This is a genomic window from Actinomadura pelletieri DSM 43383, assembly GCF_003634705.1.
GTDB classification, from domain to species: Bacteria; Actinomycetota; Actinomycetes; order Streptosporangiales; family Streptosporangiaceae; genus Spirillospora; species Spirillospora pelletieri.
The window spans coordinates 203,865-218,508 of sequence record NZ_RBWU01000002.1 but is presented as its reverse complement, the minus strand read 5'-3'; the positions used below and the strand labels follow the sequence as shown (position 1 = coordinate 218,508).

At 71.5% G+C, this 14,644-nt stretch carries 11 protein-coding genes; 4 read left to right on the top strand and 7 right to left on the bottom strand.

Annotation, left to right across the window (positions count from 1 at the left end):
- Positions 1-503: 503 nt before the first annotated feature.
- Entirely contained in the window at positions 504-1,670 is a 1,167-nt protein-coding gene (locus BZB76_RS07780) for a glutamate--cysteine ligase (protein WP_121433638.1), read from the bottom strand.
- Between the two features lie 485 nt (positions 1,671-2,155).
- On the opposite strand from BZB76_RS07780, the gene BZB76_RS07775 reads away from it, so the two are divergent.
- Together BZB76_RS07775 and BZB76_RS07770 are read left to right on the top strand one after the other, a co-directional pair.
- Complete coding sequence (locus BZB76_RS07775) at positions 2,156-3,445, top strand: D-alanyl-D-alanine carboxypeptidase family protein (RefSeq protein ID WP_246006813.1); 1,290 nt, start codon at positions 2,156-2,158, stop codon at positions 3,443-3,445.
- A 109-nt stretch (positions 3,446-3,554) separates the two neighbouring features.
- The gene (locus tag BZB76_RS07770) at positions 3,555-4,007 is read left to right on the top strand and encodes a nuclear transport factor 2 family protein (protein WP_147449367.1); all 453 of its coding nucleotides are present in this window, start codon (positions 3,555-3,557) and stop codon (positions 4,005-4,007) included.
- Here BZB76_RS07770 and BZB76_RS07765 read toward each other — a convergent pair.
- The 4 genes from BZB76_RS07765 to BZB76_RS07750 form a co-directional block, all read right to left on the bottom strand.
- The gene (locus BZB76_RS07765; RefSeq protein WP_121433635.1) at positions 3,977-5,029 is read right to left on the bottom strand and encodes a YihY/virulence factor BrkB family protein; all 1,053 of its coding nucleotides are present in this window, start codon (positions 5,027-5,029) and stop codon (positions 3,977-3,979) included. The genes BZB76_RS07770 and BZB76_RS07765 overlap by 31 nt on opposite strands.
- Positions 5,030-5,131: 102 nt before the next feature.
- Entirely contained in the window at positions 5,132-5,767 is a 636-nt protein-coding gene (locus BZB76_RS07760) for a 2'-5' RNA ligase family protein (RefSeq protein WP_121433634.1), read from the bottom strand.
- Positions 5,757-6,833, bottom strand: a complete 1,077-nt coding sequence (gene trpS / locus BZB76_RS07755; protein WP_121433633.1) for a tryptophan--tRNA ligase — start codon at positions 6,831-6,833, stop codon at positions 5,757-5,759. The genes BZB76_RS07760 and trpS overlap by 11 nt, the downstream gene beginning before the upstream one ends.
- Before the next feature lie 18 nt (positions 6,834-6,851).
- The gene (locus BZB76_RS07750) at positions 6,852-7,832 is read right to left on the bottom strand and encodes a hemolysin family protein (RefSeq protein ID WP_121433632.1); all 981 of its coding nucleotides are present in this window, start codon (positions 7,830-7,832) and stop codon (positions 6,852-6,854) included.
- Between the two features lie 82 nt (positions 7,833-7,914).
- Between BZB76_RS07750 and galE the strand changes: the two genes are divergently transcribed.
- Together galE and galK are read left to right on the top strand one after the other, a co-directional pair.
- Positions 7,915-8,868 carry a UDP-glucose 4-epimerase GalE gene (galE, locus tag BZB76_RS07745; protein ID WP_121433631.1) on the top strand — a complete coding sequence of 318 codons (954 nt, stop codon included), beginning with the start codon at positions 7,915-7,917 and terminating at the stop codon, positions 8,866-8,868.
- Positions 8,865-10,028, top strand: coding sequence for a galactokinase (galK, locus tag BZB76_RS07740; protein ID WP_121433630.1), 1,164 nt, complete (start codon positions 8,865-8,867; stop codon positions 10,026-10,028). Before galE ends, galK begins: the two co-directional genes overlap by 4 nt.
- Here the strand turns inward: galK and BZB76_RS35200 are convergent.
- Both BZB76_RS35200 and BZB76_RS07725 read right to left on the bottom strand, forming a co-directional pair.
- Complete coding sequence (locus BZB76_RS35200; RefSeq protein WP_211342892.1) at positions 10,006-12,693, bottom strand: tetratricopeptide repeat protein; 2,688 nt, start codon at positions 12,691-12,693, stop codon at positions 10,006-10,008. The two genes, galK and BZB76_RS35200, sit on opposite strands and share 23 nt — an antisense overlap.
- Entirely contained in the window at positions 12,680-14,464 is a 1,785-nt protein-coding gene (locus tag BZB76_RS07725; protein WP_475647897.1) for an HSP90 family protein, read from the bottom strand. The genes BZB76_RS35200 and BZB76_RS07725 overlap by 14 nt, the downstream gene beginning before the upstream one ends.
- Positions 14,465-14,644: the final 180 nt, after the last annotated feature.

The following is a 14,644-nucleotide window of genomic DNA, read 5'->3' as shown; positions in this document are numbered from 1 at the left end:
CCAAGCCTCCTGCGGCGCCCATCCCGGCCGCGCCCATCCCCGTGGGGCTCATGCCGGTGGACGGCACCTTGGACTCCACGGGCGACGGCACGGTGGGCGGCACCGCCTCGTGGCGGCCCGCGGGACTCGCGGGCCCCGGGGGGTTGGGTGGTTCAAGGCCGGGTATCACCCCGGGCCCCGGATGTGTCATCTGCGCCCCCTGAATAACGGCGGAGCCGGAGGGTCCCCGCCCTGTGGTGTTCATGTTCTGTTTCTCGGAGTCGGCTTCCCGGCCGGGGAACGCCTCGCGTCCCGGCGCGGGTTCCGCCCGGCGTACCTGTGCGCGCACCGGGCCGCGTCCCAGCGCGTGTCCCGTTTCGTGTCCCGGCAGGTGTCCCGGATGCCGTCCCGGTTCGTGTCCCGGGGACGGCGCCGGCGCGTGGTCCTGGTCGTCCACGGGGGCCGCCGCCTCGCGGGCGGGGACGGCGGCGGCGCCGGGTGGGTTGCCCGGAACGGCCGGTTCCTCAGGTGCCGGCATGTGCGACCTCCCCCAGTGTGACGAACCTGTCCTCCGCCAGTTCGATGATCGCCGCGTCGACGATGTTCTCCAGCGTTCCGCCCTCGGCGCGGATCGCGCGCTGGCGCTCGTACGGCGCGCCGTACTCCAGGACCTCGCCGGCCACCTTGAGCTCCTCCGCGCAGCCGAGCCGGTCGGCGACCGGTTCCAGCTCCCTGATCAGCTCGTACAGGTCGTCGCGGAGGGGTGCGGTGTTCCCCGCGTCATCGGTGATCACGATGGCGTCGAGCCCGTACCGTGTCGCGCGCCACTTGTTGTCGCGCACCACCCAGGCGGCCGGTCGGGGCAGCGTGTACCCGCGGTCGAGCTGCTGGTCGAACAGCGTGACCAGGCTCTGGCAGAGGGCCGCGGCCATGCCGACCTCGCGCATGGTGGGGATCCCGTCGAACATCCTGATCTCGACCGTGCCGAAATCCGGATGCGGCCGGATGTCCCACCAGACCTCCTTGATGCTGCGAATAGTTCCAGAACGCAGGAGCGTGTCCATGTAATCCTCGAACGCCGCCCAGTCGTCCAGCAGGTGGGGCGGCCCCGCGGTCGGGAGCTGGCCGAAGACGACCGCCCGGCAGGACGCGAGGCCGGTGTCGCTGCCGCTCCAGAACGGGCTGGACGCGGTGAGCGCCAGGAAGTGCGGAAGGTAGGACGAGAGCGCGTTGACGATCGGGATCGCCTTCTCGGCGTCGGAGACGCCGACATGGACATGAACGCCGAACGTCTGGATGCGCCGCGCCAGCCACTGCATCTCCTCGATGAGCTCGGCGTAGCGGCGCGTCGGCGCCATGACCGCGTCGCGCCAGTCGCTGATCGGATGGGTGCCGGTACAGGCCAGCGCGATGCCGCGTTCGGCGGCGGCGGAGCGGAGGGCGGCGAGGGTGCCGGCGAGGTCGTTCTTGGCCTCACCGACCGTTGCGCAGATTCCGGTCACGACCTCGACCGTGGACTCCATCAGCTCGTGACGGACCGGCGGGTTCTGGTCGTCCTCGCTGAGGGAGGGCAGGGCGGCGAGCACCTCGCGTGCGTCCTGCCGCAGGTGCCTCGTCACCGCATCGACCAGCTGGATCTCCCACTCGACGCCGAGCGTCGAACCGTTCGATGCGTTGAAGTCAATGGCCACGGCCAACCTCCGTCCACAATCCTTGCAGGTCGTTGCGTGGCACGTGGCGCAATTCAGCCAGCGGGTCCCTAAGCCTGGACAAACGCCGGTCCAGGTCACGTGTTCGCACCATGATGACGTCCGTTCTCGCCGTCCTGCCGGGTGTCCATGCCCTTTGCGGGTCAATTGACTCATGCGGACGGTCGGCGGGCGGGCGGACGTCCTACCTTTCGGTCATCGATCTTGTCTACGACACCATCCGATCGAACTAGTCAGTGCGTCCCAAAATACCGTCGATAACGGACTGTCACCGAAACGGACCGTCCCATATGCCCCAAAGATAGCGTCCTGTACCCGGCGTCCCGTACGTCCCGTGCTTGTGGCCTTCACGGCCGGGTACCCCTTCGCCGGATAGGTCGCCTAGTCTTTCGGGGGAGATCATGGGCGCCACGTGCGGCCGCTGCGGAAGCGAACGTGCTTCCACGGGACCAAGGAGCGTCGGAAGCTTGCGAGCAGAGCGACGAGAGCGGACGGGCGTCCGCCGCGCCCTGATGTTGATCACCGTGCCGCTGGCGTCGGCGTCCCTCGCCACCGGCCCCGCGCTCGTGGCGGCCCCCGCCACGGCCGGCCCCCGGGTCGCCGAGCCGCGGACCGCGCCCACCCCGTCGTCCGGGACGACACCGCAGGAGGTCGTCGGCGGCCAGCAGCTCGCCGGCCGCGGCATCGTCGTCAACCAGACGCCCGGCGTCCCCCCGCCGCCGAACATCAAGGCGGCCTCCTACCTGATCGCGGACGCCGACACCGGGGACGTGCTGGCCGCCAAGGACCCGCACGGCCGCTACCTTCCGGCGAGCACGATCAAGACGCTGACCGCGCTCGCCCTCGTCCCCAAGCTGGACCCGAACCGGCTCGTCCGCCCCTCGCAGGCGGCCTGCGACGTCGAGGGCACCAAGGTCGGCCTCACCCCGAAGATGAGCTACAAGGTCTCCGACCTGTTCCACGCGATGCTGATGATGTCGGCCAACGACGCCTCGGTGACGCTGGCCGAGGCGTACGGCGGCATGGACGCGACGCTCGCCGCCATGAACGCCGAGGCCAAGCGCATCAACGCGCACGACACGCTGGCCGGGTCCCCGAACGGGCTCGACAAGGACCTCGGCCTGGACGTCAACACCCAGCACACGTCCGCCTACGACCTGGCGCTCATCCTGCGCGAGGGGATGAAGAACCCCGCCTACCGCACCTACATGCAGACGATCGACCACCAGTTCCCGGCCCCGCCGACGAAGAAGGAGCGCAAGAAGGGCAAGAAGGTCGGCGGGTACCCGATCCACACCCACAACCGCATGCTTCCGGGCGAACGGCACGCGTACCCCGGAATGCTCGGCGGGAAGAACGGATACACGGTCGCCGCCCGGCAGACCTTCGTCGCGCAGGCGCGGCGCGACGGGCACACGATCGTGATCTCGCTGATGCGGGCCGAGGAGCAGCCGTCGAAGTACGCGACCCAGCTGCTCGACTGGGGTTTCGCCGCCCGCGGCAAGACCCAGCCCGTGGGCGCGCTCGTCGCCCCCGGCAACCCGAAGTCGGCGGAGAAGGACACGAAGGCCCACGGGGTGCTGCCGGACGCCCCGCTCGCCTCGGACGACGCGTCCCGCACATGGCTTCTCGTCGGTGGCGGGACGGTGGGCGCCCTGCTGGCGATCGCGGTCCTGTTCGTCGTGCTGCGCCGCCGGCGCCGCCTGGAGGCCCTGCGCTACGGCACGCCCGCCGCCACCGACGACACCGGTTCCTGACCGGGAGCCGAACGGGCGGTAAAGGTTCGCTCAGGGGACGCCGGGACGCTGGCCTGGCGGCGGACACGGGCTTACGCTCACGGTGGCGCCGGTGAAGGAGGAGCGCGCCATGTCTGATCTGCGCACGTCCGACCCGCACTTGTCCGACACGCACGTTCTCGTTGACGAACATCCGAACGTGTCGCTGCTGAAGGACGGCTACACGGCCTTCGCCAAGGGCGACATGACGCTCATCCGCGGTCTGCTCGCCGAGAACGTCGTGCACCGCGTGCCGGGACGCGGGCCGTTGTCCGGGGAGTACCGCACGCCGGAGGAGGTCCTCGGCTTCTACGTCCGGCTGTTCGAGCTGTCGGGCGGGACGTTCCGCGCCGAGCCGTACGCGGTGATGGCGAACGAGGAGTACGGCGCGGCGCTCGTCCAGACGTACGCGGAACGGCCGGGACATCCGGGCCGGGTCCTGGACGGCCGCGCGGTCGACCTGTTCCGCATCGAGGACGGCAGGATCACCGAGATCCGCACACTGGCCGAGGATCAGTACGCCGACGACGCCTTCTGGTCCTGACCCGGGGGCCGTTCCCTTTTCGGCGGCTTCTCCCGCACCGGGGGCGACTCCTCGCCCGACTCGCCCGACTCGCCCGACGGCGCCGCCTCCGTCCGTTCCGGGTTCTCCGCGTCGGCGGTGAGGACGGCGCGGCGGGTGGCCGTCCACGCGGCGACGTACAGGGCGAACCGCGAGACGATGTTGATCCACACCATCAGTCCGACCAGGACGGCGAAGGTGCCGTAGACGGGGTTCGCCGTCGTCCGGGCGATGAGCAGTGACGCGATCTGCTTGAGGATCTCGAAGCCCACCGCCCCGAACAGCGCGCCGCGGATGATCCGCCGCCAGGGCGCCCGGGTGCCCGACAGCCGGGTGAACAGCACCAGGAAGACCACGGCGTTGAACGCGGTCGCGCAGGCGAGGGACAGCAGCCGCAGCACGGTCCCGGCGCCGGTGACGTCCTCCAGCCCGAACCAGCCGAGGACGGTGTGGGTCGCCGACGTCGTGACGGTCGACACGGCCATGCCGCAGATCAGGACCACGCCGAGGAACGCCAGGACGGCCATGTCCCACAGCCGTTTGACGGCGTAGTTCCCGCCGCCGCCGGGCTCGTTGCCCCACATGTCGCGCAGCGCCTCACGCAGGACCTGCACCCAGCCCTGGCCGGTGATCAGCAGCGCGACCAGCCCGATGATCCCCACGGCCGTCTTGGACTGGGCGATCTGTTCGACCTGGAGCTGGTCGGACAGGCCGGGCAACTGGGAGTTCACCGCCCGGACGAAGTAGTCGCGCGCCGCGCCGCTGAAGCCGACCAGGTAGCCGAGCAACGAGTACGCCAGCGCCAGCAGCGGGAAGAACGACAGGAACGCGTAACAGGTGAGGGCCGCCGCGAGACGGTCGCCGCGCCGCTCCCGGTACCGCGACAGCGCCCGCGCCTGGTGATCGAACCAGGGGCGGCGTTCCCGGGCGTCGCTCAGCCGGTCCTTGGCGTCCCCGAACAGGGCCTCGCCGCGCCGCTGCGCCCGGTTGATCACCTGCCGCATGTACGCAAAGTACCCACAAACCGTCACTCGATGTTCACCCGGCGGGACGACCTTCGGAAACGCCGGGCTGCGCTTAGGGGAACGCCCAGGGGAAGGCGCGGGTCAGGACGCGGACGGAGCGGTCCCCGATCCCGGTTCGGGGACGGGGAACACGAAGTCGCGCTGCGGACGCCACACGCCGTCCAACCCGTGCTCGTAGAGGGAGAAGCCCCACACGTCGAAGTCGGCGCTGTACCCGGCCAGCTCCTTGAAGGCCCTGTCCATGACGTCGTCGGGCAGATGGTGGGCGATGGTGACGTGCGGGTGGTACGGAAACGGCAGCGGCCGGGCAAGCGGCCCTGTCAGAACCCTTGCCTGAATCCGTTCGCAACCACCGATTCCTTCGGCGAGGGCGACGAACACGACCGGAGAGACGGGCCGGAACGTTCCGCTACCGCGGAGCTTGATGGGGAACGGTTGCTCGGTGCGGGCGATCTCCCGCAGATGCTCCTCGACGGCGCCGAGCTCGGACTCGTGCACCTCGGTCGGCGGGAGCAGCGTGATGTGCGTGGGGATCGCGTGCGCCATGGGGTCGCCGTACGAGGCGCGTTTGGCCTGCAGGCGCGCCCCGTACGGGTCGGGAATCGGAATGGCGACACCGATCGCGCGAAGCCCGTCCTCGCCCGGGTGGCGGGGAGTCGCGGAGGGCGTCTCCTCGGGGCCCTCCGCGGCGTCGTGGCGTCGGCGGTCAGCGACCACGTCCCACGAATCCCACCCGTTCGCGCACGATGTCCATCGTGCGCGCGGCGACAGTGGAGGCGCGTTCGGCGCCCTGCGCGAGGACCCGGTCGAGCTGCTCCTCGTCGTCGAGCAGCTTGAGCGTGCGCTCCCTGATCGGCGTGAAGGTGTCGACGACGACCTGCGCGAGGTCCTTCTTGAACTGCCCGTAGCCGGAGCCCTCGTAGCGCTTCTCCAGGTCGGGGATGGACGTGCCGTCCAGCGCGGAGAAGATCCGCAGCAGGTTGGTGATGCCCGCCTTCTTCTCCTCGTCGTAGACGACCTCCGAGCCGGTGTCGGTGACCGCGCGCATGATCTTCTTGCGCATCGGGCCCGGCTCCTCCAGCACGTCGATGATCCCCTGCGGGGAGGACGCCGACTTGCTCATCTTCGCGTCCGGCTCCTGAAGATCGGTGATCTTCGCGGCGCCCGCGGGGATATGGGCCTCCGGCGGCACGAACGTCTCACCGAACCGGTGGTTGAAGCGCTGCGCCAGCGTCCGGGTCAGCTCCAGGTGCTGCCGCTGGTCCTCACCGACGGGGACGCGGATCGCCCGCCCTTCGACGCCCGGGTCGGGCGTGTAGAGCAGGATGTCGGCGGCCTGCAGGATCGGGTAGGTGAACAGCCCCACCGAGGTGCCGCTCGTTCCCTGCTTGGACGACTTGTCCTTGAACTGGGTCATGCGCCCGGCCTCGCCGAACCCGGTGAGGCAGCCGAGCACCCACGCCAGCTCCGCGTGCTCCGGAACCTGGCTCTGCACGAACAGGGTGGCGCGGTCGGGGTCGACGCCCATCGCGAGGAGCTGCGCGATGGCGACCTTCGTCCGGCGGCGCAGTACCGCCGGATCGTGCTCGACGGTGATCGCGTGCAGGTCGACCACGCAGTAGAAGGCGTCGTGCGTGTCCTGCATCGCGACCCACTGCCGCAACGCGCCCAGGTAGTTGCCGAGGTGGAACGAGTCGGCGGTGGGCTGGATCCCGGAGAACACGCGGGGCTTCACCGCGCCGTTCGGATCGGATGCTGCTGTGGCGCTGGACGCTTCGGACATGTGCACGGACCGATTCTCTCAGGTGTCGGCGGGGTCACCGGTGGCAGCCCGCAGGGTCGCGGGCGGGGTGGGGAGCGGCGCCGCGACGACCTGCGGCGTCACCCGGGGTACGACGCGCACGCGGGCCACCCTCCGGCCGTCCATCCGGGCCACCACGAGACGGTGTCCGCCCGCGTCCACCGAGTCGCCCTCGGCGGGCACGCGGCGCAGCGCCGCCATGATGTGCCCGGCGACCGTCTCGTAGGGCCCGGCGGGCAGCCGGATGCCGGTCTCGGCGGCGAAGTCGTCCAGGTTGAGCAGGCCGTCGACCTCGACGACGCCGCCGTGCAGGCGCCGTGCCTGCGCGTCGTGGACATCATATTCGTCACGGATGTCGCCGATCAGCTCCTCCAGAAGGTCCTCCATCGTGACGATTCCGGCGACGCCGCCGTACTCGTCCATGACGATCGCCAGGTGACAGCCCTCGCGGCGCATCTCCGACAGCGCCGGGAGCACCCGCTTCGAGGACGGCAGAAACTTCACCGGACGCACCAGACCGCCCACCGGCCCGTCGCTCCCCGCCGGCCCGGGCGCGAGGAGATCACGGATATGGACGAAGCCGATCACCTCGTCATGGGACTCGCGGCACACCGGAAAGCGCGAGTGCGGGCTGTTCGCGGCGATCCGGGCCGCGGCGGACACCGGGAGCGCCGCGTCCAGGAACGCGACCTCGGTGCGCGGGACGAGGACCTCCCGAAGCGGCCGCTCCCCCGCCGCGAACACCTCCCCGATCAGCGTCCGCTCGTCGGCGGTGAGCTGGGTGTTCTGGGCGACGAGGGCCCGCATCCGCTCGGCCGTCAGCTCCTCGCGCAGCGCGCCGGGATCGCCGCCCGACAGCCGCACCACGAGGTCGGTCGAGTTCGACAGCAGCCACACCAGGGGCCGGGCCAGGCCGCGCGGCGGCCGGGACGGCGACTGGTCCGTCCGGTTCGTCTGGTCCAGGTGTGGCGTCCGGTCCATGAGTTCAGCCTTCCCCGTTCGCCGTTCCGGATAGCCTGGGCACACCCCCGCGCCACAGTTTTATGCTCATGGAGGTCCGCTCGTGAAGCTGCTCGTCACCGGAGGCGCCGGCTATGTCGGCAGCGTCGTCTCCGCTCAGCTGCTGGAGGCGGGACACGAGGTCGTCGTCCTGGACGACCTGTCCACCGGCCACGAGGACGCCGTCCCGGACGGGGCGCGCCTGGTCCGCGGCACGCTGCGCGACATGGCGGCCGACGTCCTGGCCGGAGCCGGGTTCGAGGCCGTGCTGCACTTCGCCGCCAAGTCGCTCGTCGGCGAGTCGGTGGAGAAGCCGGGCCTGTACTGGGACAAGAACCTCGGCGAGTCGCTGGCGCTGCTGGACGCGATGCGCCTGGCGAGCGTCCCGCGGATCGTGTTCTCCTCGACGGCCGCGACCTACGGCGAGCCGGAGACGACGCCGATCCTGGAGACCGCGCCGACCCGTCCGACCAACCCGTACGGCGCGTCGAAGCTGGCGATCGACACGGCGCTGACCGAGTACGCGCGGCTGCACGGCCTCGGCGGGGTGTCGCTGCGGTACTTCAACGTGGCGGGCGCCTACGGGCGGCACGGGGAGCGCCACACCGTCGAGACTCATCTGATCCCGAACGTGCTGAAGATCGCGCAGGGCGACGGGGACGTGGTGCGGATGTTCGGCGACGACTATCCGACGTCCGACGGCACCTGCGTCCGCGACTACGTCCATGTGACCGACCTGGGCCGCGCCCATCTTCTCGCGCTGGACGCCTGCGAGCCCGGCACCCACCGGATCTACAACCTGGGCAGCGGGACGGGCGCGACCGTCCGGGAGGTCGTGGACGTGTGCCGTGAGGTCACCGGCCGGGAGATCCCGACGGAGGTCGCGCCGCGCCGTCCCGGGGACCCGGCGGTGCTGGTCGCCTCGTCCGACAAGATCCAGACCGAGCTGGGCTGGAAGCCGGAACGGGACCTGCGGACCATGGTCGACGACGCGTGGACCTTCCTGCGGTCACGATGACCGCCCGGCTCGAAGCCGCGTTCACCGAGACCTTCGGACGGGCCCCGGACGGTGTCTGGTTCGCCCCGGGGCGCGTCAACCTGATCGGCGAGCACACCGATCACAACGAGGGGTTGGTGCTGCCGTTCGCGCTGCCGCTAGGTGTGTCGGTGGCGGCGGCGTCCCGCGACGACGGGGTGATCGAGGTCCGCTCGCGCCACGCCGCGACGGCCGTGACCGCGCCCGTGGACGGCGGCCCGGTCGTCGCAGAGGGATGGCCGCCCGAGCGGGCGTGGGCCGCGTACCCGGTCGGTGTCGCGCGGGTCCTGCGGGAACACGGCGTGGGCGGCGCGTCCCTGCTGTTCGACTCCGATCTCCCGCGGGGCGCGGGCCTGGCGTCGTCGGCGGCGCTGGAGTGCGCGACCGCGCTGGCGCTCCGCGACCTGTACGGCGTCGACCTGGACCGTCCCGCGCTGGCCCGGCTGGCGTGGCGCGCCGAGAACGAGCAGGTCGGGATGCCGTGCGGGCCGATGGACCAGTCGGCGTCGCTGCTGTGCGCGGCCGGGCACGCGCTGATGCTCGACTGCCGCAGCGGCCTGTCGTCGCGGGTGCCGTTCGACCCCGCCGCCGCCGGGCTGACGCTGCTCGTGGTCGACACGCGGGCCTCCCACTCTCTGACCGGCGGCGACTACGGGCGGCGGCGCGCCGAATGCGCGCGGGCCGCTGAGCTGCTCGGCGTCGACGCGCTCCGCGACGTCACCGATCTCGCGGCGGCGCTCACGGCGCTGCGCGACCCGGTGCTGCGCCGCCGCGTCCAGCATGTCGTCACCGAGAACCACCGCGTGGAGGCCACCGTCGGGCTGTTGCGGGCCGGGGCGGTCGCGGAGCTCGGCGCGATGCTGAACGCGTCGCACCTGTCGCTCCGCGACCAGTTCGAGGTGTCCTGGCCGCAGGCCGACACGACGGTCGACGCGGCGCTGCGGGCGGGCGCCCGCGGTGGCCGCATGGTCGGCGGCGGCTTCGGCGGGTCCGTGATCGTGCTCGTGCCCGCCGACCGGGCCGCGAAGATCAAGGACGCGATCGTCGCCGCCTACGCCGGACGCGGCTGGACGGCGCCCGAGTTCTACGACGCCGTCCCGTCCGATGGCGCGGACCGCGTCACTCCCGCTGCTGCTGCATAGCCTCGTCGATCTCGTCGCGGAGCCGGGCGGCCTCCCTGGCCGCTTCGGGCTCGTCCAGGGTCGTGAACCCGTCCACGGCGGCGGACGCCAGCGACAACGCCTCGGGGAGCCGTCCCAGCTGGGCGAACAGGCGGCCCTGGTCGAACGACACGAGCGCGGTCTCCCACACCCGGGCCGGTTCGTTGTCCGGCGGCAGCGCCGCGAGGGCCGCGCGGGCCTGCTCCATGACGGTGACGGCCTGGTCGCGGTCGCCGCTCCACATCAGGCAGGTCGCGTGGCGGCGCCGCGTGCGGACCACGCCGTACGGGTCACCGGCCTTCTCGTAGGCGTCGGCCGCGCCCGCGTACCGTTCGGCGGCCTGCGCGTCCATGTCGTGGTTCGCGAGGACGTCGGCGGCCTCGTTGAGGAAATGCCCGACCGCGTCGTACTGACCGTCCTGCGCGGCGTCCTCGGCGAGGCCCGTGAACGTCGTGGCGGCGTCCGGCTCGTCCATCCCCTTCTGCGCGTGCGCGAGGATCAGGCGGCAGCGCCGCTCCGCGGGGACGTCGTCCGGGGCGGTGAGCGCCGGGAGCGCCTCCTCGGCGGTCTCCGCGGCCTCCAGGTGACGGTTCGCGGACAGGTAGGCGGCGGCGAGATCGACGCGGAGGTGGAACGCCTGCTCGTGCAGGGACTCGGCCGTCCACCCGGCGATCGCCTCGGTGAGGTCGGGAATGGCGTCGGCGGGACGCTCCAGGGCGAGCAGCGCCAGGCCCCGTTCGGTGTGCGCCGCCGCCCGCATCGGGGTCGGCTCGGGCAGCGCGCCCAGCGCCTCGTCGAACAGGGGCAGAGCCTCCGGATCGGGGCCCTCCTCGCTCCTGGCCAGGGCCCGGCCGAGCAGCAGCGCGGGCGCGGCGATCTCGTCCGGTTCACCGGACGCGCGCCCCGCCTCCAGGGACCGGCGCAGCTGCGCGACCCCGCCGTCGAAGTCCCCGGTCATCAGCAGCGCCTGCCCGCGCCGGAACGCCAGCTCGCCGGCCCGGTCGGGGGCGTCGTCCGGGTCGATCCGGTCGAGGGCGGCGACGGCCTCGGCGGGACGCTCCTGCTCGACGTGCACGATCGCGAGACGGATCAGCGCGCCGGTCGCGTCGCCCTCCGTGCCCGGGTTGCTCTCGAAGTGGTCCGCGGCCTCGGCCACCTGGGCCAGGCCGCCGCCGTCGCCCATCTGCACGCGCATGGTGCCGAGGCGGCTGAGCGTCCGGTACCGGTGCGTCACGTCGCCGATGCCGTCGAACAGCCGCAGCGCCTCCTCCCAGCACGCGATCGCCTCCGCGCGCTCCTCCTCCAGGGCGTGCTCGACGCCCCGCGCCGCCACCCGGCGGGCCTGCTGCAGCGGCGTGACCTCCGCCTTCTCGGCGAGGACGTCGAACCGGCGCCACGCGGCCTTCGCACGGGCCATCTCGCGCTCGGTGCGACGGTCGTCCGCGATGTCGAGGAGCGCGTCAAGGTCGTCCTGACCGGCCGGCTCGTCTTCAGGGGCGGACTGCGGCGGCGCCGCAGGAGCCGGAGCGGGGGTCGGCCGACGGTGGTGGGCGGCCAGCGGCAGGAACTCGACGATCGGCTCCGCCGTGAGGGCCCTGCGCACCACGTCGCCCTGGTGGGACGTGCCGTTGCGGGCGTCGAAGCGGGCCGCCAGCTCCGTCGCGCGCTCCGCCAGTTCCGCGCGCAACTCCTCCAGCGGCACGTCCGCCGTCGGACGGTCCTCCGCCGCGGGACGCCGCACCGTCAGGTCACCGTGTCCTGCCGCCGCGACCCGGGAGAGGACCAGCGCCGCCGTCGCGCAGAACTCCATCTCCGCATGGGTGCTCGGCGCCCGGTCGAGCCATCCGAGATGCCGCTGGAGGATCTCCAGCCCGCGCACCTCGTTCCCCGTGACCGCGCAGAACTCCAGGTGCTCGGAGATGTCGCTGAGGTCGGCGAGCCGGGTCCGGTGCACCCGGTACGCGCGGCGGTGCGCGTCGGCGGCCTGCTCGGGACGGCCCGTCCGCAGGTACACCGGCATCAGCGCGGTGTGAATCGCCTGCGGCTGCTCGTTGCAGGTCAGCGACGCGTCCAAAATGGGCGCGGCGACCTCGAACGCCTCTTCGTACCGTCCCTGCTCGACGAGATGGCGGGCCTGGCTGGTCGGGTCACAGCCCTCGCAGTCCGACAGGTCGTCCCGCTGGGCGGCCCGCCACTTCGTGTACCACTCGTCGGCCGTGCCGTCACCGACGTGCCGGGCGACCACGTTCCGGTAGTGGTAGACCGCCTGGAGGCTGTGCCCGCTCGCCTTGTAGCGGCGCTCCATGTCGTCCAGCACCTCGTAGGTGCGGTCGAGGGCGATCTCCGGGAACAAGGTCAGGGAGCTGACGATCGCCTTCATCTGCCACAGCAGACCGTGCGTCTCGTCGTACCGGCCCGGGTCGCGGTCGTGGTCGGCGAGCGTCCGGCTGAACGTCGCGAACGCCTTCAACGGCTCGCCGCCGTACCGGTACGCGTCGGTCAACCGGACCCGGACGTGGAACGCCAACACGTCGTCGCCCGCCGCCTCGGCACGGCGCAACGCGTCCTCGACCAGGACGGTCTTCGCCTCGCCGTAGGGCAGTTCCTGCGACCGCGTCATCAACGCGTAGACGTCATCCGTGCTCACTGGGGGCCTCCGGGGAATGGACGGCCCACTCCAGCAGGCCGATGAAGGAACGGTTCAGCACCGCCGTGTCGGCGGGCCGCAGCGGATGGTGCCCGAGCAGCAGCGCCTGCCCGTACAGAGCCTGGACGGCGACCTCGACGGGCCCGCCGTCACCCAGCGACATGATGCGCCGGGCCAGCGGATTGCGGTGGTTCAACACCAGTTGGGGGCGTTCGTCGCCGACCGTGGCATGGACGGCGCCGAGCACGTCCGCCCACAGCTCGTCCGCCTCCTCCTGCGCCCGCGCCAGCTCCTCCCGGAACTGGGCGTCGCGGCTCGGCAGGTACAGGGCGGGCAGCGACGCCGGATCGAACTCGCGGACGACCACCTCGCAGCCGAGCCGCTCCACCGCCCGCTGCGCCGCCGCCAGGAACGGCCGCAGCGCCAACTCCGTCGCCGGGTCGAGGACGCCGAACGTGGTCGTCAGCTCCGCCGCGTCCAGCCGCGCCAGCCGGATGTCGGGATCGAGTTCGGGGAGCCGCTCGATGATCTCGGTGTCATGAACATAGCCCCCGTTGACGAGCCCCACGCCCTGCGCGCCCGCCACCGCCGCCAGCCGCCGGAACTCGTCCACGCTCCCGGTGAACCGCCCGTCCGGATGGCGACGCCTGAACTCGTGCAGCGTCATCGGCCCGGCGGACGTCTCATAGTCCAGCCACCGGTCCACGATCCGCAGCATGTCGTCGTCCTGCAGCGCCATCGCCTTCACACCGAGCTGGTGAAGCCGCAGAAACGCCCGCAACCGCGACGGTTCGGTCTCCGACAGCGTCACCAGCCACTGCCGCAGCACATCCCCGAGCCCCTGCCGCGCCGAGTCGAGCAGTTCGTCCTCGTAGAGCGCCTCCCGGCTGGCGGTCGGCCGCAACTCCCCCGCGTCAACGACACATCGCGCGAAGAATGCCCACTCGGGCAGCAGCCCCTCCACACTTTCAGCAAGGAGCATCCGCTTCAGATACACCCGATGGGACGCACGCGCCGCAGGCGACACCGGCTGGGGCAGCACGAACGCCACGCCCGTCAGCCCGGCCTCGGGCACGCTCATGTCGACCACGTCGAACGGCGTGAACCCGTACAGATCCTCGCAGTAGCGCTCCAACGCCCGCTTGCGCTCGGCGGGGTCACGGTAGGACGCCTGCCACGGAGGCCCGTCCCCCGTGATCGGCACCCCGTCCACGACCAGATCAACGGGAAGCAGCGACCCATACGTCCGGGCCAACTCCGCCACCACCGACGGACTCAACAACTCCGCCGACCCGGCCCGCGCCCGCAGGGTCACCGTCGTCCCCGGCTCGTCCCGCTCACCCGGCTCGACCAGGTAGCTGCCTTCGGAACGACCCGTCCACCGAACGGCGTCGCCACCCTTCGCGGACCGCGTCACGACCTCGATCTCGTCCGCGACCAGAAACGCCGACAGCAGCCCGATGCCGAACTGCCCGAGAAAGTCATGCCGCGCGAAACCCAGCTCGTCCCGCTTGGACGACCGTCCGATGGTGGCCAGCAGCGAGTGCACCTCTTCTTCGGTGAGCCCGACACCGTCGTCCCGGACCCGCAGCACCCCGCCACCGGTCTCGATCTCGACCCGACCGCCACCCGCACCCCGCGCCGTGATCGCGTCCACCGCGTTCTGTAGCAATTCCCGCAGGTAGACCCGGGGACTGGCATACAGATGCCGACTCAGCAGATCCACCACACCACGCAGGTCGACCTGAAATGCCTGTTCCACCAGCGACACGCCTCCCCGATCACCTTTACGGGCGATCACACCCTAGCGACCGATACCGACGCCCACAGATCATTTGCCCGGACCAACCACCCAATTCCACCCTGACCCTCACGCCACCCGACAACTACTCTCCGCGCGCGCACCCTAACCACGCGTCCATAGTTTTCCGATAGCAAAGCCCTTGAAAAT